This is a genomic window from Microcoleus sp. A6-C6, assembly GCF_036705955.1.
In the GTDB taxonomy this organism is placed as follows: Bacteria; Cyanobacteriota; Cyanobacteriia; order Cyanobacteriales; family Microcoleaceae; genus Microcoleus.
The window spans coordinates 59044-84173 of the sequence record NZ_JAUBVR010000018.1 but is presented as its reverse complement, the minus strand read 5'-3'; the positions used below and the strand labels follow the sequence as shown (position 1 = coordinate 84173).

The 25130-nt window shown below is 45.6% G+C and carries 25 protein-coding genes and 1 pseudogene; 16 read left to right on the top strand and 10 right to left on the bottom strand.

What is annotated here, in order from left to right:
- Positions 1–142: 142 nt before the first annotated feature.
- Positions 143–862, top strand: a complete 720-nt coding sequence (locus QUB52_RS10370) for a hypothetical protein (RefSeq protein WP_332973112.1) — start codon at positions 143–145, stop codon at positions 860–862.
- Between the two features lie 32 nt (positions 863–894).
- On the opposite strand, the gene QUB52_RS10365 is transcribed toward QUB52_RS10370, so the two are convergent.
- A complete protein-coding gene (locus tag QUB52_RS10365; RefSeq protein ID WP_332973111.1) occupies positions 895–1482 on the bottom strand; it encodes a Uma2 family endonuclease in 588 nt (195 codons plus the stop codon).
- A gap of 65 nt (positions 1483–1547) precedes the next feature.
- Between QUB52_RS10365 and QUB52_RS10360 the strand changes: the two are divergent.
- The 4 genes and pseudogenes from QUB52_RS10360 to QUB52_RS10345 all read left to right on the top strand — a co-directional run bounded on the left by QUB52_RS10360 (position 1548) and on the right by QUB52_RS10345 (position 3878).
- Positions 1548–2055: pseudogene (locus tag QUB52_RS10360) on the top strand (HD domain-containing protein).
- A 38-nt stretch (positions 2056–2093) separates the two neighbouring features.
- Positions 2094–3227 (top strand): ABC transporter ATP-binding protein, encoded by a 1134-nt coding sequence (locus tag QUB52_RS10355; protein ID WP_332973110.1) that lies wholly within the window; start codon positions 2094–2096, stop codon positions 3225–3227.
- 82 nt (positions 3228–3309) lie between these two features.
- Entirely contained in the window at positions 3310–3474 is a 165-nt protein-coding gene (locus QUB52_RS10350; protein WP_265233185.1) for a hypothetical protein, read from the top strand.
- On the top strand, positions 3471–3878 hold the full coding sequence (locus tag QUB52_RS10345; RefSeq protein ID WP_265233186.1) for a hypothetical protein: 408 nt from the start codon (positions 3471–3473) through the stop codon (positions 3876–3878). Before QUB52_RS10350 ends, QUB52_RS10345 begins: the two co-directional genes overlap by 4 nt.
- Before the next feature lie 73 nt (positions 3879–3951).
- On the opposite strand, the gene QUB52_RS10340 is transcribed toward QUB52_RS10345, so the two are convergent.
- The 3 genes from QUB52_RS10340 to rbfA all read right to left on the bottom strand — a co-directional run bounded on the left by QUB52_RS10340 (position 3952) and on the right by rbfA (position 6666).
- Entirely contained in the window at positions 3952–4185 is a 234-nt protein-coding gene (locus tag QUB52_RS10340) for a DUF4327 family protein (RefSeq protein WP_265233187.1), read from the bottom strand.
- 356 nt (positions 4186–4541) lie between these two features.
- Positions 4542–6164, bottom strand: a complete 1623-nt coding sequence (locus tag QUB52_RS10335; protein WP_332973109.1) for a glycoside hydrolase family 3 protein — start codon at positions 6162–6164, stop codon at positions 4542–4544.
- A gap of 61 nt (positions 6165–6225) precedes the next feature.
- Positions 6226–6666, bottom strand: coding sequence for a 30S ribosome-binding factor RbfA (gene rbfA / locus QUB52_RS10330; protein ID WP_265233189.1), 441 nt, complete (start codon positions 6664–6666; stop codon positions 6226–6228).
- Between the two features lie 147 nt (positions 6667–6813).
- Between rbfA and sipA the strand changes: the two genes are divergently transcribed.
- Positions 6814–7038, top strand: coding sequence for a regulatory protein SipA (gene sipA, locus QUB52_RS10325; protein WP_265233279.1), 225 nt, complete (start codon positions 6814–6816; stop codon positions 7036–7038).
- A 149-nt stretch (positions 7039–7187) separates the two neighbouring features.
- On the opposite strand, the gene QUB52_RS10320 is transcribed toward sipA, so the two are convergent.
- The gene (locus QUB52_RS10320; protein WP_375339774.1) at positions 7188–10553 is read right to left on the bottom strand and encodes an EAL domain-containing protein; all 3366 of its coding nucleotides are present in this window, start codon (positions 10551–10553) and stop codon (positions 7188–7190) included.
- Positions 10554–11083: 530 nt separating this feature from the next.
- Here QUB52_RS10320 and QUB52_RS10315 point away from each other — a divergent pair.
- Both QUB52_RS10315 and QUB52_RS10310 read left to right on the top strand, forming a co-directional pair.
- Entirely contained in the window at positions 11084–11524 is a 441-nt protein-coding gene (locus QUB52_RS10315) for a pentapeptide repeat-containing protein (RefSeq protein ID WP_332966273.1), read from the top strand.
- A 163-nt stretch (positions 11525–11687) separates the two neighbouring features.
- Positions 11688–11951, top strand: a complete 264-nt coding sequence (locus QUB52_RS10310; RefSeq protein WP_332973108.1) for a type II toxin-antitoxin system Phd/YefM family antitoxin — start codon at positions 11688–11690, stop codon at positions 11949–11951.
- Between the two features lie 404 nt (positions 11952–12355).
- On the opposite strand, the gene crtH is transcribed toward QUB52_RS10310, so the two are convergent.
- Entirely contained in the window at positions 12356–13900 is a 1545-nt protein-coding gene (gene crtH / locus QUB52_RS10305; protein ID WP_332966268.1) for a carotenoid isomerase, read from the bottom strand.
- A gap of 478 nt (positions 13901–14378) precedes the next feature.
- Between crtH and QUB52_RS10300 the strand changes: the two genes are divergently transcribed.
- The 4 genes from QUB52_RS10300 (at position 14379) to QUB52_RS10285 (ending at position 16345) form a co-directional block, all read left to right on the top strand.
- Positions 14379–14519: a hypothetical protein gene (locus tag QUB52_RS10300; RefSeq protein WP_332966267.1), complete on the top strand. Its 141-nt coding sequence runs from the start codon at positions 14379–14381 to the stop codon at positions 14517–14519.
- Positions 14520–14538: 19 nt separating this feature from the next.
- Positions 14539–15189: a uracil phosphoribosyltransferase gene (upp, locus tag QUB52_RS10295; protein WP_332966266.1), complete on the top strand. Its 651-nt coding sequence runs from the start codon at positions 14539–14541 to the stop codon at positions 15187–15189.
- 80 nt (positions 15190–15269) lie between these two features.
- Positions 15270–15740, top strand: a complete 471-nt coding sequence (locus QUB52_RS10290; RefSeq protein WP_332973107.1) for a TMEM165/GDT1 family protein — start codon at positions 15270–15272, stop codon at positions 15738–15740.
- A 311-nt stretch (positions 15741–16051) separates the two neighbouring features.
- The gene (locus QUB52_RS10285; protein ID WP_332966263.1) at positions 16052–16345 is read left to right on the top strand and encodes a TMEM165/GDT1 family protein; all 294 of its coding nucleotides are present in this window, start codon (positions 16052–16054) and stop codon (positions 16343–16345) included.
- A 105-nt stretch (positions 16346–16450) separates the two neighbouring features.
- Here QUB52_RS10285 and QUB52_RS10280 read toward each other — a convergent pair whose 3' ends face one another.
- Together QUB52_RS10280 and QUB52_RS10275 are read right to left on the bottom strand one after the other, a co-directional pair.
- Positions 16451–16954, bottom strand: a complete 504-nt coding sequence (locus QUB52_RS10280) for a hypothetical protein (RefSeq protein WP_332966261.1) — start codon at positions 16952–16954, stop codon at positions 16451–16453.
- Positions 16955–17032: 78 nt separating this feature from the next.
- Complete coding sequence (locus tag QUB52_RS10275; RefSeq protein WP_332973106.1) at positions 17033–17227, bottom strand: hypothetical protein; 195 nt, start codon at positions 17225–17227, stop codon at positions 17033–17035.
- A gap of 110 nt (positions 17228–17337) precedes the next feature.
- Between QUB52_RS10275 and QUB52_RS10270 the strand changes: the two genes are divergently transcribed.
- From QUB52_RS10270 to QUB52_RS10260, 3 genes are all read left to right on the top strand, one after another.
- Positions 17338–18618 carry an MDR family MFS transporter gene (locus tag QUB52_RS10270; RefSeq protein WP_332973105.1) on the top strand — a complete coding sequence of 427 codons (1281 nt, stop codon included), beginning with the start codon at positions 17338–17340 and terminating at the stop codon, positions 18616–18618.
- Positions 18619–18752: 134 nt separating this feature from the next.
- Positions 18753–18905, top strand: coding sequence for a hypothetical protein (locus QUB52_RS10265; RefSeq protein WP_332966259.1), 153 nt, complete (start codon positions 18753–18755; stop codon positions 18903–18905).
- Positions 18906–19040: 135 nt separating this feature from the next.
- A complete protein-coding gene (locus QUB52_RS10260) occupies positions 19041–21197 on the top strand; it encodes an iron uptake porin (RefSeq protein ID WP_332973104.1) in 2157 nt (718 codons plus the stop codon).
- A gap of 261 nt (positions 21198–21458) precedes the next feature.
- On the opposite strand, the gene hisIE is transcribed toward QUB52_RS10260, so the two are convergent.
- Entirely contained in the window at positions 21459–22109 is a 651-nt protein-coding gene (gene hisIE, locus QUB52_RS10255) for a bifunctional phosphoribosyl-AMP cyclohydrolase/phosphoribosyl-ATP diphosphatase HisIE (protein ID WP_332973103.1), read from the bottom strand.
- 326 nt (positions 22110–22435) lie between these two features.
- Between hisIE and hemL the strand changes: the two genes are divergently transcribed.
- The gene (gene hemL, locus QUB52_RS10250; protein ID WP_332966255.1) at positions 22436–23737 is read left to right on the top strand and encodes a glutamate-1-semialdehyde 2,1-aminomutase; all 1302 of its coding nucleotides are present in this window, start codon (positions 22436–22438) and stop codon (positions 23735–23737) included.
- Positions 23738–24017: 280 nt separating this feature from the next.
- Here the strand turns inward: hemL and QUB52_RS10245 are convergent, their stop codons facing one another.
- Positions 24018–25058, bottom strand: a complete 1041-nt coding sequence (locus tag QUB52_RS10245) for a tetratricopeptide repeat protein (protein ID WP_332973102.1) — start codon at positions 25056–25058, stop codon at positions 24018–24020.
- Positions 25059–25130 lie beyond the last annotated feature (72 nt).

Genomic DNA, 25130 nt, shown 5'->3' with positions numbered 1-25130 from the left:
GCCGTTATGGTCTGCGTTGTAATTTGTTATCAGCAATTTATAATTATGAGTTAGCTCTAGGGGGATTAAATTGAAAATCTTCTATTATAGCATAGATTTTTTTTGCAAGAGGTCTAATCTTGTTTGGATTGCATTTTGTCGCTTGATAATTGAAACTTCTTCAGCAGCATTTAATCATGTTTCTATGTCATTCAAAGAAACAGTAAGCGATCGTAATTGTGAAGATATTGACGAACTTTTTCTAATTATTCTTGAGTCGATCTTGCAGTCGGCTGAAAAAAACATCTGCGGTAGCGTACAAGTATTGAAAGTAGATGCTCGTCACATCACCGAATTAGACGGCATCAGAATCGATAAAGTGATTACCTCACCACCCTATCCGAATCGAATCAGCTACATTCGTGAACTTCGTCCATATATGTATTGGACAAAGTTTCTGAATGAGGCAAAAGAGGCGGGTGAACTAGATTGGCTAGCGATTGGTGGAACTTGGGGGATTGCAACGAGTCGCCTGAATTCTTGGCAGGTAGAAGACGAAACGCTACCATCGGATATTTTTTCCACTGCAAACAGCATCAAAATATCCGATGGTAAAAATGCGTCTCTTTTGGGAGTTTATGTATTGAAATACTTTTATGATATGCACTTACATTTGAGTTCAATTAGATCTATTTTGAAAGATGGATGTGAGTTGCATTACATTGTTGGAAATTCAACTTTTTTTGGTAATATGGTAGATACGGCAGCATTGCTTTCGGAATCGATGCGGATTTTGGGTTACTCAAAAATTAGTTCTGAAATCGTGAGAAAAAGGAACTGTAATAAAGCCCTGTATGAATATTGTATTTCTGCTACTTGGTGAGCGGGCTAATATTTTGGGAATTACATTTCCCTTCAAGCCAACAATTCGCTAACTGCGATGCTAAAACCTGCAAGTATAGTCTGAGTATTAACAACTTCATTCGCATTAAACAAACGCCAGCCTTGACCTGCATTCACAAATACTAATCTCGCTTCAGGAAATAGCAGCCAGATTTCCTGACAGCCTGACTCCAAATATTCTTGAGCTTTAGCAAACAATTCCTCGGCGCTGTCTTCCGGCGAAGCAACTTCCGCAATTAGGGGAAAACTTTGGGAAAATGCTGTAAAATTGCCTGATGGTGGCAGCAGTTCGGGAGTGATGTAAGCGACATCGGGACGGCGGCCCTGTTTAGCTGTTCGGCAAAGTGTTTCGGTAAGAACTTCTCCTCCCTGTCCGCTGGAGTCTTTGTGAATTCCCCAGTAACGGGCTAATTTAGATTGAGCCAAACCGTGTTTAAATGTCATGCCTGTTTTCTCCACTAAGTTACCGTCAACCCACTCCATTCTCTCCGGCGGCTTGACGAGAAATTCTTCCAAAGATATAATGTTTTTGGGTTGTGTTTTAGTAAAATTTTCGGAGTTTTTTTGAGATATTTTTGATAAAATTAAAGTAGTTGTCATCGTGATTGCCTCGCTTTACTCAAAGATTCAAATCAATACTTTTACTCAACATATACTCTATTGCAATGATACTCTCAAACCGTTTTTCTGAAGCCCTTATCTATGCAGCCGAATTGCACGCAACTCAAATCCGCAAAGGTTCCGGCGTTCCGTATATTGCTCATTTGTTGGGTACTGCTAGTATAGCTTTAGAGTATGGGGCTTCGGAAGAGGAGACGATCGCAGCTTTGCTTCATTCCGGCGATCGCAGATCAAGGCGGCCCCACCACCCGCGAAGCCATCCGCCGCGGCTTTGGCGATACTGTGACAGCGATAGATCGCCTTCTCACAGCTTCAGGTTCGGTCAGATTAGTCTCGGCGGCTGATAAACTTTATAATGTGCGATCGATCCTCAAAGATTCCCGTCAATTGGGCGACTCGGTTTGGGAACGCTTTAAAGGCGGCAAAGACGGTTCTCTCTGGTACTATCGTTCTTTGGTACAAGCATTCCGCAAAGCTGAATCAACGCCTCTAGTTGAAGAATTAGACCGCACAGTTTTAGAATTAGAACAGTTTTCTGAAGGCAGAAGGTAAAAAACACTAATTACCAATTACCAATTACCAATTTACAAATGGCAAATGTTCGCTTAGAAAATATTACCAGACGCTACCAAAACGTCACCGCGATCGAAAACATCAGTTTCAAAATCCCGGATGGTGAATTTTGGGTATTAGTCGGGCCTTCCGGCTGCGGAAAATCCACAATTATGCGGACAATTGCAGGTTTAGAAACCGCAACTTCTGGTAATATTTATATTGGAGATAATTTAGTTGACAATATTCCGGCGAGACAGCGGGATGTGGCAATGGTGTTTCAAAATTACGCGCTTTATCCGCACATGACTGTTGCCGAAAATTTGGCTTTTGGATTGCGGATGCGGAATGTTGACTCGACTAAAATTCAAGAACGAGTTGAAACTGTAGCCCGATCGCTCTCGATCGACCACCTGCTCAAACGTAAGCCCAAACAGCTATCAGGCGGACAACAGCAGCGGGTAGCACTCGGAAGGGCGATCGCCCGCGAACCCAAAGTTTTCCTACTAGATGAACCACTTTCCAACCTCGATGCTCAACTGCGAGACGACACTAGGGCCGAACTAAAACAACTGCATCAACGACTAGGAATTACCACAGTTTATGTCACCCACGATCAAGTGGAAGCGATGACTTTAGCTGATAAGATTGTTGTCTTAAATGGGGGGAAAATTCAGCAAATTGGAGACCCGCAAAGCATTTATGCTAAACCTGCTAACCGGATGGTTGCGACTTTTTTAGGCAATCCGGCTATGAACATTTTGCCCGCCATTTATGCTAACGAATCTTTTCAGGTAGGAAGTCAATCTTTATCCTGTCCGCCATCGCTTCAAAAAAGATTGCAACCCAGCGAAGGACAAGCATTTGATTTGGGCATTCGTCCAGAAAATATAGAAATTTTTACGTCTCAAACAGCAGCAGATGATGATTTTAAAACTGATGTTTGGGCGTTAGAAAAAGTGCCTCTTGATGTGGAGGTAAAGGTAGTGGAACCTCTGGGGAGAGAAATTTTAATCCGGGCGAGTTTGCCTGCGTTGAGCGCTGAAACTACTGTACAGTTACAAGTACCGGCGGGTGTTCGTTTGCGTCCGGGCGATCGACTGACGGTACAGCTTGACTTCGATCGGCTATTTATATTTGACCCATCCACCGGAGAGGTGCTGTATCCTTAATTTGAAGCCCCCAGATCGATCGCTCGTTACAAAACTTTACACTTGACATTTCTCAATTCGCGAAGTAATGATACAATAAGCATTGCTCGAAAAAAAAGCATCCCCCGAAAGGCTGATTTTTCTGGAAGCGGGGCGATCGCGATCGACAACTTCGCATCTTCACGCCCAGAAGTGGCAAGCCCGCCAGCTCTTGGCAACTCGCGAACCAAAAACTCCGAAAAACGTTCTAGCGGCATTTTTTAGATGAATCCCGACAACCTGCCTCAAATGCTGCAAACAGGATTTCACCTAACTTTAGGTGCAACTTCCTTTTTAATTGAGACATTGCAAGATCCCGTGAAGCGAGAAGCAAATCTGGACAAACTTCGACAGCCAGATTTGAGTCTACTCGCGGATGAGTTGCTGGAAAAAGGAGAAATGACCGATCGAGAAGCGCGGAATTTTGTCGATACAATTTTCTCTCAACCGGGCGTGAGGGAGAATGCAGACAGCGACGCATCCGTCTCGCATCGGCAATCGGATACAGCAACTGACACTCCTCCCGACTCGGTTGTACAACCAGACGTAAAAGATATTCAAGAATTAACTGCACAGATGGCAGCGCTGAGGGCCGAATTGGAAAATTTGCGCTCCGAAAATTCCCAGGATTAAAGAGTAGATCATCTTTAATACAGCCGGAGTTTAGTTGCAACTTACTTGCAAAATTATTTAACAGAACAAAACTTTAGTCATTGTCCCAGTTTTCAGAACCGATCAGGTCGGCGATGCGATCGCGCAGCAAGAAGTCACATTTTTCGAGTTCTCCCTCGACACAAGCCCATTCTCGAGGCGGGATGAACTGACACAAGGTGTAGATAGGCTGTTGTCGGCTCAGGATGCCCTCATGTACGAGGTGGCGTGCTTCATCTTGAATCACATCTAAAGAGTAGCGAAGTTTGTGAATAGTGGAGTGAATCATAATGCGCCCTCAAGGTTTTACTAAAAAAAATTATGGCCCTGTTAATAATATAATCCAAACTTCTCAATATGTAAGTTATTTTTTTCTGTATACAGAGATACTATTTACTGGTCAATTTTAAAAAAGTTATAAGAATGATGAGTAAGCGATCGTATCTTTCTTTAGATGTTGAGACGCGGTACATTTTTTAGGCTAACAGGCTGAGCTGCTGCAAAGCTCTATTCAGGACTTAGGAGTCCGCGCCCGATTTCCGGTTTCTGGATGCTGCGCAGCTCAAAGCCAAATTTCTGGCGAGAAACCAGGTTGATCAATTTAAGTCCTGACTAAGCAAAGGAAAGATTCAGGAGTCCAAAAGCTCAAGCATTGCCCGTTTCGTTAATGCCGAACAGCAATTCTAAAGCGAGAGATTGCGCTATCGGCATCTGCCCGAAACAAAATACATAAGGAATACTCGGAGGCAAGTGCGGCAAAAATTGCTCTAAAACGTAGGGACTGCCGTAAATTAACACAGCTTGCAGTTCTCCCGTCCTTAATAATTTCTTAAACCAATCTTGGGCTGCTTCGGTCAAACCAGCACTGCCTCGAAAGCAATTACCGCGAATGAAAATTTGCAGCAGTGTCGGAGAAAAATGCTCTGCACCTGTATTATCAACGATCGCGCCTGTGCGATCGTCAATTAGTTGCAATTCGTAACCCAACTTTTCGGGCCGGGCGATCGCCGGAGTGTGTTTGCCCAAAAACTCGCAACCCAAAACATCATCTACAATAATCAAATTCCGCAAAACCTGGTTTTCTGAGGGCTTTTTCGCGACTAAAGGTAGATTTCCCCCAAATTTCAAAGAATCTCGCAAAATATCGACAGCCGTTGCCCTTGCTTCTGGATTTGCTAGCAAACTTAAGTCGATCGAGTCGATCGACATTGAATCTGCTGCTTTTTCCTTTTCCTTGATTAACAAACCCACCTTAATTTTCGCTTCCCAGATTCGTTTGACAGATTCCTTGATTTGTGAAATAGAAATCCGCCCTTGAGTGACAGCTTCGCAGACAGCCAGAATCGCCGCTTCCGGGTCAAGTGGCATCAGCAAAACATCAGCCCCAGCCTCAGCAGCCAAAACAGCAGCTTCATTAACACCATACTTATTGGCGATCGCACCCATCACCAAAGCATCCGTCACGATCAAACCATCAAACCCCAACTCTTCCCGCAGCTTCCCAATCAAAATTTTGCGAGAAAGAGTAGCAGGAAACTCGGCATCCCAAGCCGGAATCAGTAAGTGGGCGCTCATCACAGCATCGACCCCAGCGGCGATCGCCTCAACAAAAGGCGGCAACTCAACAGCAGCCAATCTCGCTGGCGAATGCGGCAAAACCGGCAATTCCAAGTGAGAATCAACCGCCGTATCTCCATGACCGGGAAAATGCTTAGCTGTAGTCAAAACCGGGTGCCCAAGAGCGCCGCGAATAAAAGCACTTGCCAATTTGCCGACAATTTCCGATGTCTCGCCAAAAGCGCGGACGTTAATCACGGGATTGTCGGGATTGTTGTTAACATCGACGACTGGTGCGAGAATCCAATTTAGACCGATCGCCCTAGCTTCGATCGCAGTCACAGATCCCATTTGTTCAGCATATCGATCGGCTTTACCTGCATCATGCGTCGCGATTTCAGCCATAGCCATCGGTGGCCCGAACCAAGTCGCCCCGGCGAACCGCTGGCCGACACCTTCCTCAATATCAGCCGCCAGCAGTAGCGGAAATTTGGCCCAAGACTGCAATTGGTGCGATCGCACCGCCAACTCAGCAGCACTTCCTCCCACCAAAATCACACCGCCCACGCCCAACTTTTCCAGATAATAGCGGAGTTTGTCGGCCGTTGGTTCCCAGGCCCGATAGCGAATTTGGTGGTCGAACAAGTAGCCTGAAGCGCGCACTACAAACATCTGGGCTACCAGTTCGGGTAAGGAAAGATTGTCAATCATGGGTAAGTGGGAATTGTTGACTGTTGACTGTTGACTGTTGATTGCCTTCAGATGCTAATTATTAATCCTCGTCTGCTTCATCATCATCATCATTGGTCAATTTTTCGCCATCACCCGTCAATTCTTCGTCATCAAACATACCTGGTTTGCGATCGATAGAAAGCTGATTTAACAGTGTCAGCATTTTATCACCGCGTTCCAAAGAACGGTCTTCGAGAAATATCACTTCCGGCGTGCGGCGCAGTTGCACCCGTTGGCCCAACTGGTTACGGACATAGCTAGTTGCTGATTTCAAACCCTCCATAGTCTCGGCTTTCGCCTCATCAGTACCGTAGATACTGACAAAAACCTTTGTATGCTGAAGGTCTCCCGAAACAATTACATCGGTAACGCTAACCATACCCGCACCTACGCGATCGTCCTTGATTCCATTCAGCAACATCAGGCTGACTTCCCGCTTAATCATTGAAGCTACACGCTCAATGCGACGATTTGTAGCCATATCAACTATCCCCTACTTTCAGATCAGCCATTTTCTATCAATTATTAGTGTGACACAAAGCTGTAGGGGGAAGTTCTGCCAAAGTGCGCCACAATGAATTTTGGCGACGCTAGCCGTGCCACGATCGCCAATAAAAGCATAAAAACTATGGAAAAAGAATTTACAATCGGTCAAAAAGTCCGAGTTGTGGCGATGCCGCCTTTCGTCAAAACTGCCGAACCGATGCCGATGCTGCGGCCTGCGAATGTAATTGCGATCGGCGCTGAGGGTATTGTACTCGATCGGCGTCCCGGCAATTATTGGGGCATTCGCTTTGAAAAAGGTGCTTTTCTCTTAGACAGTCAGTACATCGAAGCTGCTATTGACAGTTGACAGTTGACAGTTGACAGTTGGCAGTTGGCAGTTGGCAGTTGGCAGTTGTTAGTTGTTAGTTGGCAGTTGGGCAATTCTCCCTCTTCCCTCTTCCTTCTTCCTTCTTCCTTTTTCCTTCTTCCCTCTTCCTTCGGTCAACTGTCAACTCTTCAACAAGCTAACTTGCCCTTAAAAGCCAAAGAATCAACCGAAAATTCTCCCAAAACTTCCTCTGCAATAGGAGAGCATAAATTACAACGTTGAGGCTTTCCCAAAAAATAACCTTGAGCGTAATCTACCCCAAGCTCCTTAAGTTTATCCATAACTGCTTGACTTTCCACATACTCGGCAATAGTTTTAATTCCCATGACGTGAGCAATTTTAGTTATAGCTTCCACCATGACAATATCAATAGGATTCTCTGCCAGATGCTTAATAAAATTGCCATCTATTTTGATATAATCAACAGGCAAGTTTTTCAAGTAAGCAAAAGAAGACATCCCGCTGCCGAAGTCGTCTAAGGCAAACTGGCAGCCGAGTTCCTTGAGTTTCCAAATTAAGCTGGCTGCTTTGCTGAGATTCGCGATCGCCACGGTTTCGGTAATTTCAAAACAAATTATTTCCGGCGGTATTTGATAGATAGAAAACTGCTCTTGAATAAAGTCGATGAATTTTTCTTCGTTAATGCTATCCCCAGAAAGGTTGATTGAATAAAGGCTGCGATATTTGTCAAATGAAGATTGTGAATTAGACAAGGAGCAGCAAGTAGGCAAGGTTACTATTTTATCGCTTTCTTCTCCGGGGTTTTGGACTAAGAGATTTGCCGTGAAAGTTTGAGATAAATTGCTAAATAAAGTGCGAATTACCCAGCGATCGATCGCGTGCATCAAGTTGTAGCGTTCAGCCGCGGGGATAAATGCCATCGGCGACACCAACTGACCGTTTGCAAGCTGGAGGCGGAGCAGGATTTCGCCGTGGGTGCCGGTGGTGGGAGAGTTGAGCAAATGTACGATCGGCTGAAAATACAAACGAAAGCGATTCTCTTCTAAAGCTTGATTAATTTGTACTACCCACTGAGTTTCGTCGCGCTGTTTGATTAATTCTCGATCGCCCGCTTGATAAACCTGCACCCGATTGCGGCCTTTATTTTTAGCAGCATAGCAGGCAATATCGGCCGCGCTCAACACCCCAGATGTCGATGCTGTTTTGGGATTAATTGCCACCAAACCGATACTAACGCCGATCGAAAAAGTTTTGTCCTGCCACCCAAACCGGAATTCCTGAATGCTTTCTAGCAGCAATTTTGCAACCTCTAAGCCCTTTTCAGGTAGACACTGGTACAGGAGTACGGCAAATTCATCACCGCCCAGACGCGCTAAAATATCGGTTTTGCGGATATTGCTTTTAAATAGCAGGCTGACTTGGCGCAGCAGTTCGTCCCCTGCAATGTGACCGTTCGTGTCGTTAACTATTTTGAAGCGATCGAGATCCAGGTAAAGTAAAACGTGTTCTTGGCCGTAACCTTGAGCGCTGTGTAGGGCGTGTTCTAGCTGGTACTCAAATTCACGGCGGTTGACCAATTGCGTCAGGGGGTCGTGAGTTGCCTGCCAGGTGAGTTGCCGAGCTTGAGTTCGCACTTGGGTGACATCTCGGAACACAACGACTGCCCCGACAATTGTGCCGTTGCTGGCGTGGATGGGGGCAACGCAGTGGTCGATGGCAAATTCGCGATTGTGGCGGGCAATCAGTAAACTGTTGTGTCCTTGGTCAACAATTCGACCTTCGTACAAAGCGATTTGGGCGATATTTTCGATCGGTATCCGGGTAGTTTCGTCAACTATTCTCAGCACACTGGCGAGGGGCAAACCTTTAGCTTCCGAGGTTGACCAACCCGTGAGTTTTTCGGCAACTGGATTGAGGGTAGAAATACAGCCGTCGCTGTCAGTAGTGATGACTGCATCGCCGATCGATTGTAGAGTAACCTGAGCGAGTTCTTTTTCATCAAAAAAGGCTTGTTCCATGCGCTTGCGATCGCTAATATCCCGCTGCACAGACACCCAGTGCGTGAGGTTCCCGAACTCGTCAGCAACAGGGACGCTGTTGAGTTCCACCCAATAAGTTGAACCGTCTTTGCGGTAGTTGATCAATTCCAGGCGCAAGGGTGTTCGGCGAGAGAAAGCGCGGCGAATTTTGGCAACTTGAGCCGCGTTGCTTTCCGGGCCGCGCAAGCAACTGGGGGTTTGTCCGATGATTTCTGCGGGTAGGTAGCCCGTCATTTGGGTAAAAGCTTCGTTGGCGTAGATGATGCTGGGATCAGAGATCTCGCTGTCTCCGGCATCCATAATTACGATCGCATCGTTAGCATTAACTACGGCAGATTCTAATAGTTGCAGCCGCACCTCTGCCTGCTTGCGGGTAGCGATTTCGCTTTCTAGTCTGGCGTTAGTCAAGCTGAGGGTTGCGATCGCTTTTTGCAATTCGCTAGTCTGTTCTTGAACATTTGCGTGTAAAATGTCGATCGCCCCGGACATTTCCATCGGGTCAAGTACGCGCAGCAAACTGCTTTGAGTAACTATTCCCAACAGTTCTCCGCGTTCCCCGGTTACTACCAACCTGCGGACTAAACGCTGCTGCATTTCCTGATGAGCTACCCACAGCGAGTCTTCTGGCTTGAGACTAAATAAGGGGCTACTCATCACAGTTTGGGCGATCGTCTGCGACAAATCTATATCTAAAGCTTGAAATTCCACAATATCCCGTTCTGTGACTATACCTACTGGAATTGGGAACGGCAAATTCATCGATAATTCTGTTGATGCTGTAATTACGACGCAGCTAACGCGGTGCTGCGCCATCAACTCAGCTAAACTCAGAACAGACGCTGAGCGAGGCGCTTGAATGACTTCTGCGGTCATTACTTCTTTGACGCTGTGCATTTTTAAGATATTTGCCGGTTGCACCATTGCTAGGCGAATGCTTTCCGGGGTAATTACTCCTAGGAGTTGACCGCTGCGATCCAATACTGGCAGGTGGTGAATTCTGTGTTGGCTGAGCAGAATTAGGGCGCTAAAAATGTCTCTATCTTCACCATTTGTCAGCGTTGCCGTCGGCTGTCGCATAACTTCTGCGATCGTAACATTTTTTAATTTTTTGCCCGATGCAATCAAATCGACGAGATCCCTCTCGGTGAAAATTCCTTGCAATTGAGAATTTTGAGCAGATTGCGGGTCTGATTTTTCGATAGATGATTCCACAACAAAGACGCAGATACCTCTAGCATCTCTAACTGGGCTTGAGGTTACCGGATTTGCGATTTCTGTTAGTTGTTGGTAGATATCGGTTGGTGAAATGTCTGGGTTGAGAGGGCAACTTCCGCGCCGTTGGCCCATCAGGGTAATTACTTCTGCTAGTGGGGTATCGGGCGCAACTGTCAAGGGGGAGCAATCAATTACTTGATCTAAAGTCGGCAGATACTTGGAGGAATCATTTTTGAGCATATTGAATTGATTTTTGCGATCGCGCTGACTCTGCGAAATTCCCAAAAAGCGCTGCTTTCCAAGCAATATCTGGATTTTTACAGCGCTGCTGAGACATAATTAAAATTTATTGTTAAAAATGCACCCGATCTTTGGTTGGGGATCTGGCCAGTGAAGGCTCTGGCTCTACCTATAAAGTTATAAGCCAATCTTTATTTTAAGTTAAATTTTCAGTCTCGTGACACTTTTATTAAAAATAGTTTATTCGTTTTGATTTTTTTGCGATCGAGTTACCTGTTAAAACTATCGATCGCGTTGTCAATTAGATCCTTCTTTAGAAAGACACATCGGCGGGCAATTTTAGCTAATATAGAAGATGTTACTACAAAAAAGCACTGTCTTAAACTTTGGCATTGTTAAGTTTTGCGACATTAAATTTTGCGAGCTTTTGGAAACCATCTGTGCGCTGTCAGGGGCAATCGATATCACAGTAGATATGTGATATCGATTGCAAGCTAGGAAAACAACCGTGGTAAAATTGTAGATATAAACAGTAGAACTTAAACACATAATAGGCAGAGGAAAAAAATATGAAACGCCATCTATTAACAGCTACTCTTTTAATTGCTCCTTTACTGTTCGCAGGCCCGGCTCGTGCCGAAAATCCGGCTCAAGTCAAGCAGTTACTCTCAACCGGGCAATGTTTTCAGTGCGACTTGTCTGGAGCAGATTTGACCGGGGCTCATTTAATTGGTGCAGATTTGAGAGAAGCAAATTTGAAAGGTGCCAACCTCTATCGCGCTAACCTCGAAGGTGCTGACTTGACGGGGGCTAACTTGACTGGTGCTAACTTAACGGCAGTTTTCCTGACTAACGCCAGTTTAAATGACGCAGACCTCGATCGGGCAAATCTGACCGCCGCCATCATCAACACCGTTGACGTATCCGGCGCATCAATGGAAGATATGACCATTACTGATGCCAAAATCTACAATACCCAAATCGGTGTCGGCGGCAGCTACGACCAGTAAACTCTTTTTAAAGAATGCAAAGCACCCTTTTTCAGTTTAAAAACCCGGTTTCTCCCCAGAAACCGGGTTTTTAGTTGATACGTCGTATTTGGACTCAGGTGCTAAATTAAAATTAGTATTGCTTTAATGCTCATAATCTTAATTCAAGTTGTACAATACAGCCATGTCCAAACGACTCACCATTGCCAAAGCACAGCAGCAGCTTCCCAACCTACTTCAAGAACTTACTGATCAGCCGATCGTGATCACTCAAGATGGTGTTCCCGTTATGGCGGCAATCAGCTACAACTATTTGACTGAACTCCTCGAAACCTTGGATATTCTCACCGATATTGAATTCGTTACCAAACTTCGCCAAAGCATCACCCAATCAGACGAAGGCAAAACTGTTTCCTGGGAAAATGCTAAAGCCAAACTGGGACTATGAAAGGCGAAGCAAATTCAATCGAATACGACATCCAACTTACGCCGTTGGCGCTGGAAATGTTGGCAGAAGTCAATCGATTTTAGATTTTAGATTTTAGATTGACCCCACGGATAAATGCGGGGGCTTGAGGATTTTAGATTTTAGATTTTGGATTGATTCCACGGATAAATCCGGGGGCTTGTACCATCAATAAATTCTTGGTCAAAGATAGACGAGAACAGGAGAAACTGCGCGATCGCATCGATAAACTCAAAATTGAACCAGAGAAGCAAGGCAAAGCGCTTGTTGATAACTTATCTGGATTTCGCAGTATCCGAGCCGTTGGACAGCGCTATTGCATTGTTTACCTCCCAATCCATAAGTCCTGAGTTAGAAATGGGGCAACCTGTGTTGCCATATTCCTCCTAGAACCCCAAATCCACAGCAATTCGGTGCGCGCACGCAAATCCAGAAAACGCCACCGCATTTAAACCCTGTCCCGGAAACGTACTATCGCCCACACAATACAAACCAGGCATAGAAGTTCGATTAAACGGCATTCCCAACAAACCCATTAACTTCTGCCGGGGAATCGGCCCATAAGTTCCGTCTTCGCGGCCCAAAAAGCGGCGGTGAGAACGCGCCGTCCCCACTTCCATATAATCCAAACCAGCATCTAAACCGGGGAAAATTGTTTCTAATCTGTCAATAATTCTCCCGGCGGCCTGTTCTTTTTTCTCTTCGTATTCCTGCGGCGAAAGTCCTTCCCACTCTTCCATCCAACTCGAAGTAAAAGCGTGAACGATGTGATATCCTGCCGGAGCTAAATCCGGGTCTAGCATGGTCGGAATTGACACCAAAACAGTGCCCTCCGGCGCTTCCATTTTATCCCAATCTTCTAACAAAATGTGGTGGCAGGCAGTACCGGCCGGGATGACGCTGGCTTCGACTCCCAAATGTAAACTCAAGAAGCTGGGGGCTTTTTGATAGCGCTGCTGCCATTTCTTCTCGCTAGCTGGCATTTCTTCAGCGGGCAGCAATTTCTCGAAAGTATCCCAGCGCGTGGCGTTAGAAACTATTCGCTTAGCGCGGTAAACTTCGCCGGTTACTAGCTCGACTCCGACAGCGTGACCGTTTTCTGTGATAATTTTTTTTGCTTTAGCTTTGTATTGAATTTTCCCGCCGCATTTTTCTAATCCTTCGACTAATTTTTGGGCAATTTGACCGACTCCGCCTTTGGGATAATTGATGCCGCCGTAATGTCTGTCGGAAAATACCATTCCGGCGTTAATCATCGGCGTCAAGTCTGCGGGTACTACAGACCAGTAGTAGCATTCCATGTCGATAAATTTCAGTAAAGTAGGGTCTTTTATGTAGCGCCGCGCAATGTCGCCAGTATTTTGAGGCAGATATTTTACTAATCCCAAACAGGCTAAAGGATTCTGAAAAAAGACTCGAACTAGATATCCGGGTTCTTCTAGGGATAGCAATTCCATCCCGTTGAGACAGTTGAAGACGCTCCAGCATTCGCCGTAAAATTTCTGGATTCCTGCGCGCTCGTGAGGGAATCTGTCAATTAATTCTTGCAAGTATTTGTCATAAGGCTGGGGAACTTCTAGATCCAAGCCGTTGGGTAAGTGATAGTGAAGCTGTACGGGGTCGGGAATTGTTTCTAGGGTGACGTTGACTGCTTTGAGGGCGCGGGTGAGGAGGTTTGTGGTGCCGCGCTGTCCGAATCCAAATATCATGGAGGCTCCGACATCAAATCTGTAGCCTTCTCGATCGAAATATCCAGCACTACCTCCGGGAATTGTGTAGCTTTCGAGCACTAAAACTTTGGCTTTCTTAGCGGCTAGCTGGGTGGCTGTCACGAGTCCGCCAATGCCGGAACCGATGACTATCACATCAAACTCTTGCTCTGTCGGGCCGGAGTTGGGAGAAAATAACTGGGATTGGGTAGGAGCTGACATTAGGTTAAAAATCTTAATATTTTTATAATTTTACAGTCGATCGCTCCAGAAGGAAGAAGTTCGGCAACGGATTATGTAACGGATTTCATTCAGTTGACAGTTGACAGTTGACAGATGAGTGCGACCTCTACCTAAAAGGAAGGGGATTGGAGTAATGAATAGTTTTCTTTTAATTTCTCGCCTTTAAGGGTTCCGGCTTTAAACCAATTGTTTCTGGTAAGGAAGACCGAAGTTAGGCAACCGATAATGCCCGATGCCCGATGCCCGATGCCCGATGCCCGATGCCCGATGCTTCCAAAAGAAATGCTTAAAAAAAATGCGAGAGCAGTCTACCATTGCCGACTGCCCTCGTCTGCCGATCCTTTGAGAGGAGAACACTAAAATGAATATAGCCTTGTTGCTAACTAATGTCAATACTATTGGCAAAATATTTCAATAAGCTGGTCTTGAGGTTGGCAAACCAAGGTAGTGATACCATTTGAGATTTGAGATTTTAGATGAAAAAATTGAAGATTGTGATAAGTTGCACAGAGCGATCGATCGCCCGTTCATGAAGTCCGCCCCTACGGGGGCTACGCCAACGAAGACGATCGCACCGCAGACTATTCCTCAAACCTAGCAATCTCCCCAATTTCCTCATGGCTCTGCAACTGCGCGTTTACGTTCCGCCCCATCCGTTAATCAAGCACTGGCTGGCTGTCGCCCGCGACGCCGCCACCCCATCGGTACTTTTTCGTTCTGCGATGACAGAATTGGGACGCTGGCTGGCTTACGAAGCAATTCGAGATTGGCTGCCGACAGTGGACACAACGGTGCAGACGCCGATGAGCGAATGTCCGGCGACTTTTATCAACCCGGAAGCTCCGTTAGTTGTGGTACCGATTTTGCGGGCGGGTTTGGCATTGCTGGAAGGAATTCAGACTGTGGTACCGCTGGCTTCGGTTTACCACCTCGGCATGGCGAGGAATGAGGAGACGCTGGAACCGACTTGTTATTTGAACAAATTGCCGGCGCAGTTTAACCCGGAAACGCGGGTGATCATTAGTGAGCCGATGCTGGCGACTGGTGGGACGATTGTGGCGACAATGCAGGAGTTGACTGCACGGGGAATTGACCCGAATTTGATTCGGATTATTTCTGTGGTGGCTGCTCCTCCGGCTTTGAAGAGGCTGAGTGCAGAGTACCCTAGTTTGATTATTTACACGGCAACGATCGACGAAATGGTCAATGAACAGGGTTTTATTGTACCTGGTTTGGGTGATGCGGGCGATCGAACTTACGGTACTTAACCAGTTTTGGTAAAAGCAGGCACATAGAAAGTTAAAATCAAAACTAGAAGTCAAAAATAAATATTTAGCACTCATTGCCCGTGAAACTTGATTCTTTACCGCCAAGCTTGTCTGCTTCTGACTCAGTAAACCCCAATTCCGATTTGCCACCACAGTTACAACTACAAAAACTCAAAGAGACTTCTGAGATTTGTGCTGCTTTAACCCCGGAGTCGGCTGAACTTTCAGTGAGTGCAAATCCTGATATTTGTCAGGAAGAAAAGGGACTGAAGCCGAAGCACTGGGCAATTTTTGCCTCGACTTTTGCCACTATTTTTTTGGCTGAAATTGGAGACAAAACTCAACTCGCGATTTTGCTGATGACGGCTGAATCTCGGAATCCTTGGATTGTGTTTGTGGGTGCGGGTTTGGCTTTGATTGCAACCAGTTTGTTGGGAGTTTTGCTGGGAAGGTGGCTGGCGACTCGAATTGATCCGAAAACTTTGGAGAAGGCTGCGGGAGTGATTTTGCTGGCGATTTCGGCGGTTTTGCTGTGGGAAGTATTGAGTTAAACGATTTGAGATTTGAGATTTGAGATTGAAGAATTGGAAATTACTCATTATGTGTGGGTAAGTCGAAAGAAACCCGGTTTCTGGCTGCATCTTTGGGTTAAACCGAAGATTTGGGAGAGAAACCGGGTTTCTGGGAGCCTGTGGGTAAGTTGCAAGAAACCGGGTTTCTGGCTACATCTCATGGTTAAACCAAGGATTTTGGAGAGAAACCGGGTTTCTGGGAGAGTGTGGGTAAGTCGGCAAAGTCAACCGGTGCGCAGTGCACACCCTACAGATACTCTTACTCTAGATTAACGAATAACTAAAAAAACATGGATTGGCAACTTCTAGGAATAACTTTTATTACAGTGTTTTTGTCAGAGTTGGGTGACAAAAGTCAATTAGCTGCGATCGCCCTTGGTAGCAGTTCTAACTCGCCCAGGGCTGTATTTTTCGGCACTGCGTCGGCGCTGTTGTTGGCGAGTTTAATTGGCGTTTTGGTTGGACAAGGCACGGCAGAGGTGTTACCAGAGCGATTGGTAAAGACGATCGCGGCGATCGGATTTGCGGTGATGGGCTTGCGGTTGCTGTGGCCAAAATCTGATGAGGCGGAAGCTTCCGAGTAGGATTGATGATGGCTAAAATTCCCAAAAATTAACGGCGGGTGTGAATTCACACCCGCCGCTAATTTTTGAGTTTTTTCTCAACTCAACGTCTAAGCATTGTGTCGATTAAACTTGGTTTTGGTAGCACCAGCCGAGGAGAGTAGCGCCTACAGACAACTTGATGGCTTCTAAGACAAAATATCCTTGGTGCAGTAAATTCATGCCGGCGGGAACTTCTGCTGCGGAGTCGAACAGATTTAGCTGCATTCCTAGGGCGCTCATTTGAGGTGTGAGGTTGTAGGTGTCAATCAGGGCGATCGCCAGAAGTACCAATGATAATATGATTGCTGTGCGGCTGCGCTTGCCGAAATCGCCGAATAAATTGCTCAAAACCATTAAACCGGTTGCTATCACGCCCGAACAAATTAATTCAACGCGGTTGAATCCCCAAAACATTAAGTTTCCGGCTGTGACAAATTCGGGAGATGTCATCATGCCCGATACAAACAGGCTAGGCATAATTACTAGGTCGATAATCAGGCTACCGCTGAGCCAAAAAATTAAGGCTACCATGACAATTGCTTGCCAGCGAGGTCTGATTGATTCCACTCTTGATGTAATAGCTGTCATATAATTAGACCCTCATAAATTTTTTTCTGCCTTTCCTAGAGCTTAACTAATTTTTTCCAAAAATCGTGTTAAGTATTTTTAAATTAATGGTAACTTTTGTGTAACTGACTGAGAAGTATTGTTAAGCTGGCTGGCGATCGGGCGATCGAACAGTTTAAAAGTTGTGGCGATCGCATTATTTATGTCATTGCGAGGAACTAAGCAACCGCAAAGTCTATTTTTTATTAGTTCTATAAAATTGTAAAGTGCGTCAGCAGCGGATTGTGCGATCAATAAATTGACAGCTTAAAGCTGACGCACCCTACTAACTTAATTCTTCAGTCCGCGGAGGCGGACTTCCTTTGTGTAGTGGCGGTTTCAACCGCCCACTCTTATAAACAATCATGCCTAAATTTCAACTGTCCTCTTGGCTACCCCGTCTCCCCACTCAAGTCTGGATTCTCGCCGCAGGCAGATTCCTCTCGCAAAGCGGCACCGGTTTTACTTTATTTTACGCGCCGATCTTTTTTGTCGATCGCGTCGGTTTATCTGCAACTGCTGTTGGTATCGGTTTGGGTATCGGTTCAATTGCGGGAATATTCGGCCGCGTTTTGGGCGGTTCTTTTTGCGATTCTAAATTTTGGGGAAGGCGGCGAACTTTATTGCTGGCGACAATGATTGCGGCTGTCGCTTCTTTTGTGCTGGCGGCAACTAATGATTTTGCAGGTTTAGTTGCAGGAAATGTACTTATGGGTTTTGGCGTGGGTTTGTATTGGCCTCCAACGGAGACGATGGTGGCGGATTTAACGGAGGGCGATCGGCGACAGGAGGCTTTTGCTTTGACGCGGCTTGCTGATAATTTGGGTTTGCAAGTTGGGATTATTTTTGGCGGTGTTTTGATTGCGGTGACGGGGAATTATCGATCGCTCTTTATTATCGACGGTATCTCGTTTATAGTTCTGTTTGCGGTGGTTTGGAGCGCAATTTCAGAAACCTACAAACCTTCTGCTGCAACAGATGCAAGCCCAAAAAATCTGAAAAATGGCTGGATGGTGGCGTTGAACGATCGCACTTTGCTAGTATATGCCTCAGTAAATATTTTGTTCACTCTCTACATTTCCCAAATTCAAACCACGATGCCGCTGTATTTTAGTAAGTTTGTGCCGGTGGGGACATCGGAAATGGGCTTTTCTACGGGTACAATTACCGTTTTGTTTGCTTTTAGCACATTTTTAACTGTGGCTTTGCAAATGCCGATTGTTAAGGCTTTGAGGCGGTTTTCCCATCCAAAAGCTTTGATGATTTCGGCGCTGCTGTGGGGAATCGGATTTATCGCGATCGGCTTGACGGGAATGGTAGCAACTGGCAATCTATTTTTAGCTGTTTTAGGCTTGAGCTTTTTGTCCTTAGCGACTGTTGCTTATACGCCTTTTGCTTCGGCTTTGGTGGTGGATTTAGCGCCGGATTCTTTGCGGGGCGTGTATTTGGCGCTTAATTCTCAGTGTTGGGCGATCGGCTATTTAATCGGGCCGCCGCTGGGCGGTTTCGCTTTGGATCAGGGTAAATTGGGGGCGGATAATTTTTGGTTGGGTTTGGCTGTTAGCGTGATATTGGCGATCGCGATTTTGCGAAAGCTCGATCCAATGTTGAAAGCAAAAATTATTGCAAAAAAACAACTTTTGTGATATGTAAACTAGACAAATAAAGAAATTGCCAAAAATGCCGATCGCCCTCAAACTGCGATCGGCATTTTTGGCACACACACCCGAACCAAAAAACCGGATTTTGGAACCAAAATAGAAAGTTTTAAGCAAATATTGTGCCGAAAAACCCGGTAGAGCGATCGTCGCCCCTGCCTCCGCAAACTAAGGCAATTATTTTATACAAAGTCGCCTCCGTACACAGTCTATCTGTATGGTACTTCGGCGCACCTTATCCCTACCAAGAGCACAGCGACACCATTTTTGCGTAATCTATTACAGAGCTTATTAAAGATATAAAAAATCCAAAAGTGATGAATTTAAAACTTGTGATTTTGGCTGCCGAATAGATTTACAATCGCTAGAAAGCTACTAGCAATTTTAGAATTTATTTGTGAGGAGTCGCAGTGAAAACACATTTACTATTTAGTGCCGGCGGAGCAGGTTTACTGTATCTACTTGTCGCTTCTTTACCATTGGCAGCCATGCCACCCGTTGCAGATCAAGAAACATTAAGCACTCAAGACTTAAAAGAGTCAGATGATAAAATTAGCCTGAATACAACTGTTGAAAATCCGCTCAAAATCCCTGAAACATCAGAATTCAAACAAATCGAGGAGCCACCCGTTGATAGTACCACCTCAACAGACGATCGCCTCGCCAACCTCAATCAGCCCGAAACCACCGCATTAACCGCAGAAAATCCCCCAAACAACTCATTAAACTTAGCCGAAAAACCAGCCAACCAAGCCCCAGCCGAAATCGCAGAAACCACATCTGCGATTCCCGCCCCAAACCCGCAGACACCAGCCGAAGTCACAGAAACCACATCTGCGATTCCTACCCCAAACCCGGCACCAGCCGAAATCGCAGAAACAACATCTGCGATTCCCGCCCCAAGCCCGGCACCAATCATTGCTCAAACACAAACACCTACTTTAGAAAAGTTAGCTGAAATCGAAAACAGCGCTTCCTTAGAGCCCGCACCAACCAACAGCCAAACTCCCGAATCTACCGAACTCGAACAAGTAACATCTGTCTCACAACTCTCCGACGTGCGCCCGACAGATTGGGCATTTCAAGCCTTACAATCTCTCGTAGAAAGATACGGCTGCATAGCGGGATATCCAGACGGCACATTCCGAGGCAATCGGGCAATGACTCGCTACGAATTCGCCGCCGGTTTAAACGCTTGCTTGGATAAGGTAACAGAGCTAATTAAAGCAGGTACTGGAAATTTAGCGACAAAAGAAGACTTAACTACATTGCAAAGATTGCAAGAAGAATTTGCGGCAGAATTAGCAACTTTGCGCGGTAGAGTCGATGCTTTAGAATCCCGCACCGCCGAATTAGAAGCAAATCAATTTTCGACAACAACTAAACTCAGCGGCGAAGCCATTTTTAGTGTGGCTGACACTACCAAAAACAATAACAGCGATACTCAGACAGTCTTCAATTACCGAGTGCGCTTGAATCTGCTTACCAGTTTCACCGGCAAAGACACATTAATCACAGGCTTGCAAGCTTACAACATTCGCAGCTTCGGGCCAGATTTGGGTTTGTCAACGGGAGCATTTAGCGGTTTATCTGACAGTCAGGCAAGACTGAGTTTTGAGCCGCAATTTCCCGGAATCAACCCTCAGAATTTATCTAGCATTGGCGCTAACACAGTTGAACTGTACAAACTGCTTTACGTCTTTCCAGTTTCTAACAGCATTACTTTATTTGCTGGCCCGAAGGCGGAAACTTCCGATGCTTTTCAAGCAATCACTCCTTTTGCAGGAGAAGGGCAAGAAGCTATTTCTAGGTTTGGAGGTTACAACCCTGTAGTGCGCGTATCCGGCGGCACTTCTGGCAGCGGTTTGGCATCGGCAGGCGGGTTTATCTGGAACGTTTCTAAAAAGCTCAATCTTACGGCTTTGTACGGCAGTGTAAATGCTGCTTTACCTAACGATTTAGGCTTTCCAGCTACTCCGTTGGGGGCTGGTTTATTTGAGGGAAGTACAATTGCTGCGGCGCAGTTAACGATTAAACCAACTAGCACTATTGACATTGGTTTGAATTACGCTTACAGCCGCCACCAATTGAATATTCTGGCTACAGGATTATCGGATGCGGATTTGGGTTCTATTTTGGGAAGAGATAGAGAACCTGTTAACGGTGGCGTGAGGATGAATTCCTTTGGCGGTACTGCAACCTGGCGGCTTTCTCCGAAAGTTGCTGTTTCTACCTATGGAGCTTGGATAATTGCTGATGCTGAAAGAAGCAATGCTTCTACAACTTTCAACAGTTGGATGTTTGGTTTACATTTCCGAGATTTGTTCAAATCAGGAAATAATGCAGGTATTCTGTTTGGACAGCCTTTGGATCGCGATTCGGTAAGTGGCGGTGCTCGTTTTCAGGCAAACAAAGCAACTCCTTACCATTTGGAGGCTTATTATCGTTTCAAAGTTAACGATAATATCAGCATTACACCGGGGGTTTTTGTGTTGTTCAATCCTGAAGGTACTAAGGATAATGACACTGTAGGGGTGGGAGTTCTTCGCACTACTTTTACTTTCTAGGAAGTGACGAGAATTGCTCATTGCATCAAAACGGTTCGTAGTGTGGACTTTAGTCCGCTCATTTGTTGCGGACTAAAGTCCACACTACGAACTAATTAACGATCGACCTGAGATGATATTAGGATCGCATCGCGAAACAAACCAGTAAATTAATCTTTGCAGGCAGATTCTTTTAAACTGGTATTAGTTTTGCCGGTTTTCGAGCGTATTTTGGAAAATAGGACTGAAGTCCGAACGATCAAACCTATTAGCAATTATCGACTATTTTCGACGATCGCCCAATTTGCGATAAACTTCTCTCAAATCAACTTGATGGTGAGCCAAAGCCACCAAAGCGTGATAAAATAGATCCGCAACTTCCCCAGCAATCCCGTCTTTGTCGTCATCTTTGCAAGCCATCACAACTTCCGCCGACTCTTCGCCAATTTTCTTGAGAATCTTGTTGTCGCCTCCTTCAAACAACTTGCAAGTATAAGAAGTTTCGTTAGGATTGTCGCGCCGATCGCAAATCACGTCAAATAATTGAGATAACATATCTCCCGGCGGCGGTGAAATTTCCCCATCAACTTGGTGAAAACAACTTCTTTCACCCGTGTGACAAGCAATATCTCCGACTTGTTCCACTGTCACTAGCAAAGCATCGCTATCGCAGTCGTAACGCAGCCCTTTGACATTTTGAATGTGTCCCGATGTCGCTCCTTTCGGCCACAATTCAGCGCGAGAACGGCTCCAGAACCAAGTTTGACCGGTTGCGAGGGTTTTTTGCAGCGACTCGCGATTCATCCACGCCATCATCAACACTGTACCGTCTAAGTAATCTTGGACGATCGCCGGTACTAAACCGCGATCGTCGTAACGAATCTTTTCAATGGGAATCGATCGGCTCAAACTAGACAAATCCGTAGTAGACATAATTTTATTGCTGCTTTTCATATAAATTAACGCTTTTGTGTCGGATATTTTTTTTATTAACCGCAGAGAGCGCAGAGGACACAGAGAGAAGAGAGGAGATTGGGCAAGTGATGGGCAAATTGTCAAGAACTATTTTACAAATTATTACACTTCGCGGGCGATCGCGACCAGTGCGATCGAGTCTAAAAAACTCCAGTTAGTATTGCTACTCATTGGTTTGTATCCTAAAATCAATTAACATAGTTTCTTTAAATCGACCTAACCATTATCCTGAAGTCGCTATAAAAGTATCCTAGCAACAACATACCTTCACTAAGGAGAAAACTTTGGTTTCCACAACACACTTGAAAACCGCCAAATCAGAAGAAATCTTTGCCGCCGCCCAGAAGTTGATGCCCGGTGGCGTCAGCTCCCCCGTGCGCGCCTTCAAATCCGTAGGCGGAGGGCCAATAGTCTTTGACAGGGTAAAAGGAGCCTACATTTGGGATGTTGACAGCAACCAATACATTGACTACGTAGGCTCTTGGGGCCCAGCCATCTGCGGCCACGCCCACCCAGATGTCATCAAAGCCCTTCACGAATCTTTAGAAAAAGGTACAAGTTTCGGCGCACCCTCGCTACTGGAAAACGTGCTGGCCGAAATGGTCATCGATGCCGTTCCCAGCATTGAAATGGTGCGATTTGTCAATTCCGGCACCGAAGCCTGCATGGCTGTTTTGCGGCTGATGCGAGCCTTCACCGGACGCGATAAATTGATTAAATTTGAAGGCTGCTATCACGGGCACGCCGATATGTTTTTGGTAAAAGCAGGTTCCGGTGTCGCAACTCTCGGCCTTCCCGACTCGCCTGGAGTGCCAAAATCCACTACCGCCAACACCCTCAACGCTCCGTACAATGACTTAGAAGCAGTCAAAGCTTTATTTGCCGAATATCCGGGCGAAATCGCAGGCGTAATTCTCGAACCAGTTGTAGGCAATGCCGGATTTATTGTACCGGATGCGGGTTTCCTCGAAGGTTTGCGGGAAATTACCAAAGATAACGGCGCTTTGTTAGTTTTTGATGAAGTAATGACCGGTTTCCGCATCGCCTACGGTGGAGCTCAGCAAAAATTCGGTGTCACCCCAGATTTGACGACTTTGGGTAAAGTTATCGGCGGCGGTTTGCCGGTGGGAGCTTACGGCGGAAGGCGCGATATTATGGGAATGGTGGCTCCAGCGGGCCCGGTGTATCAAGCTGGTACGCTTTCGGGAAATCCTTTGGCGATGACTGCTGGGATTAAAACTTTGGAATTGCTACAAAAACCGGGCACTTACGAACAGTTGGATAGAATTACTAAAAAACTGTCCGACGGATTGCTGAAAATTGCTAAGGAAGCGGGACACGCGGTTTGCGGCGGGCAAATTAGCGGGATGTTTGGCTTGTTTTTTGCGGCGGGCCCGGTTCACAATTACGATGATGCGAAAAAGTCTGATGTAGCAAAGTTTGGCCGCTTTCATCGCGGAATGTTGGAGCACGGTATTTATCTGGCTCCTTCGCAGTTTGAGGCTGGATTTACTTCTTTGGCTCATACTGATGAGGATATCGATCGCACTTTGGCCGCAGCGCGCGAAGTGATGGCTAGTATTTAAAGTGCGATCGTTCCGAATGCAAGTCCTTAAAACTCAGGGATGAAGGATTAAAGTCCTTACTGTTTTTTGCAGTAAGGGCTTAAATTTTTAACGGCTACCGAATCGGAGTTAAAAACTTCTCTGGGCTTACGCATGGGGGCGAGAAACCCGGTTTCTATGAGATTTTGTGTTTAGTAACGAGAAATCACGCAAGAAACCGGGTTTCTGAACTTGTGTTTTTTCCGATTACCGACTTAATGACCAATGACTAATGACTACTGACTAATGACCAATGACTAATTCACTCGTTGAGAAATTCACCTTCACAGATAATCGAGTCTCTGCTATCCAAATCTTCTTGATTCCAAATCGAGTTTAATGCTGCCGAACTTAGAGAAGTTGACATTGTATTTAATGTTGTGTTGTAATATTCCACAGCATTATTCTGTTCCATCTGCGGCGCTTCCTTGAAGTAGGAATTAATATCCGGCGTGCAGCGCTGGGCTTGGTAGTATAAATAAGCTTCAGCATTAATGCACATGACGTGGTAAAAATCCTTGTTGGCTGCTGCGATATCTCCGAGTTTGTACAGCGCTAAACCTCGGTTGAGATAAGCTTTGACATAATTCGGATCGAGTTCCACTGCTTTGTCAAAGTCTTCGATCGCCAACTGCATTTGTTTTAATTTATAGCGAACACATCCTCTGTTATAATAGGCATAAACATTGTTTGGGTCGATGCCTAGTGCAGTGTTGTAATCGGCGATCGCCTGCGTATTGTCTTTTAGTTGGTGGTAACAGAGGCCGCGATTGATGTAAGCTTTGATATATCTAGGATTCAACCGCAGCGTTTCGTTAAAGTTCTCTATTGCTGCTTCTTTTTCTCCCAAAAGGTAGTAAGCCCGCCCCCGGTTGTAATAGGTTTTATAATTGTGGGAATTGATAGAGAGAGCTTGATTGTAGTCTTCTATTGCTTCTTCGTAATGCCCTAAATTAGCAAGTACGAGTCCCCGGTTGTTATAAATAGCATGACTGTCAGGTTTGTTTGCTAAAGCGCAGTTGAGATCCTCAATGGCTTTGTCGTTTTCTCCGAGATGCCGCCAAGCATTACCTCGATTCAGATAAGCCTCGAACAAATTAGGATTGATATCTAGTGCTTGGCTGAGGTCTTCGATCGCCTTTTGGTAGTCTTTCATGTAATAGTAGACTAAGCCGCGATTGTTATATGCTTTGGCGTCGGCGGGATTTTCCTGCAATATCTGATCGAAGTCTTCGATCGCCGCTTCGTAGTTTCCTTTTTTGGCGCTATACAAACCGCGCTTGTAAAATTGTTTGAGGTTCATAGGTGAGTAGATTTTAGATTTTAGATTTTAGATTTTAGATTTTAGATTGACTTGCTGCTGGCTGAATCACCG

Coding starts and splice junctions, on each gene's coding strand:
- QUB52_RS10245 (WP_332973102.1), bottom strand. CDS start 25,058: ATGAACCTCAAACAATTTTACAAGCGCGGTTTGTATAGCGCCAAAAAA.
- QUB52_RS10355 (WP_332973110.1), top strand. CDS start 2,094: ATGGCAAATGTTCGCTTAGAAAATATTACCAGACGCTACCAAAACGTC.
- rbfA (WP_265233189.1), bottom strand. CDS start 6,666: ATGGCTACAAATCGTCGCATTGAGCGTGTAGCTTCAATGATTAAGCGG.
- QUB52_RS10270 (WP_332973105.1), top strand. CDS start 17,338: ATGCCTAAATTTCAACTGTCCTCTTGGCTACCCCGTCTCCCCACTCAA.
- QUB52_RS10280 (WP_332966261.1), bottom strand. CDS start 16,954: ATGACAGCTATTACATCAAGAGTGGAATCAATCAGACCTCGCTGGCAA.
- crtH (WP_332966268.1), bottom strand. CDS start 13,900: ATGTCAGCTCCTACCCAATCCCAGTTATTTTCTCCCAACTCCGGCCCG.
- QUB52_RS10285 (WP_332966263.1), top strand. CDS start 16,052: ATGGATTGGCAACTTCTAGGAATAACTTTTATTACAGTGTTTTTGTCA.
- QUB52_RS10345 (WP_265233186.1), top strand. CDS start 3,471: ATGAATCCCGACAACCTGCCTCAAATGCTGCAAACAGGATTTCACCTA.
- QUB52_RS10310 (WP_332973108.1), top strand. CDS start 11,688: ATGTCCAAACGACTCACCATTGCCAAAGCACAGCAGCAGCTTCCCAAC.
- QUB52_RS10340 (WP_265233187.1), bottom strand. CDS start 4,185: ATGATTCACTCCACTATTCACAAACTTCGCTACTCTTTAGATGTGATT.
- upp (WP_332966266.1), top strand. CDS start 14,539: ATGGCTCTGCAACTGCGCGTTTACGTTCCGCCCCATCCGTTAATCAAG.
- QUB52_RS10365 (WP_332973111.1), bottom strand. CDS start 1,482: ATGACAACTACTTTAATTTTATCAAAAATATCTCAAAAAAACTCCGAA.
- hisIE (WP_332973103.1), bottom strand. CDS start 22,109: ATGTCTACTACGGATTTGTCTAGTTTGAGCCGATCGATTCCCATTGAA.
- QUB52_RS10315 (WP_332966273.1), top strand. CDS start 11,084: ATGAAACGCCATCTATTAACAGCTACTCTTTTAATTGCTCCTTTACTG.
- sipA (WP_265233279.1), top strand. CDS start 6,814: ATGGAAAAAGAATTTACAATCGGTCAAAAAGTCCGAGTTGTGGCGATG.
- QUB52_RS10335 (WP_332973109.1), bottom strand. CDS start 6,164: ATGATTGACAATCTTTCCTTACCCGAACTGGTAGCCCAGATGTTTGTA.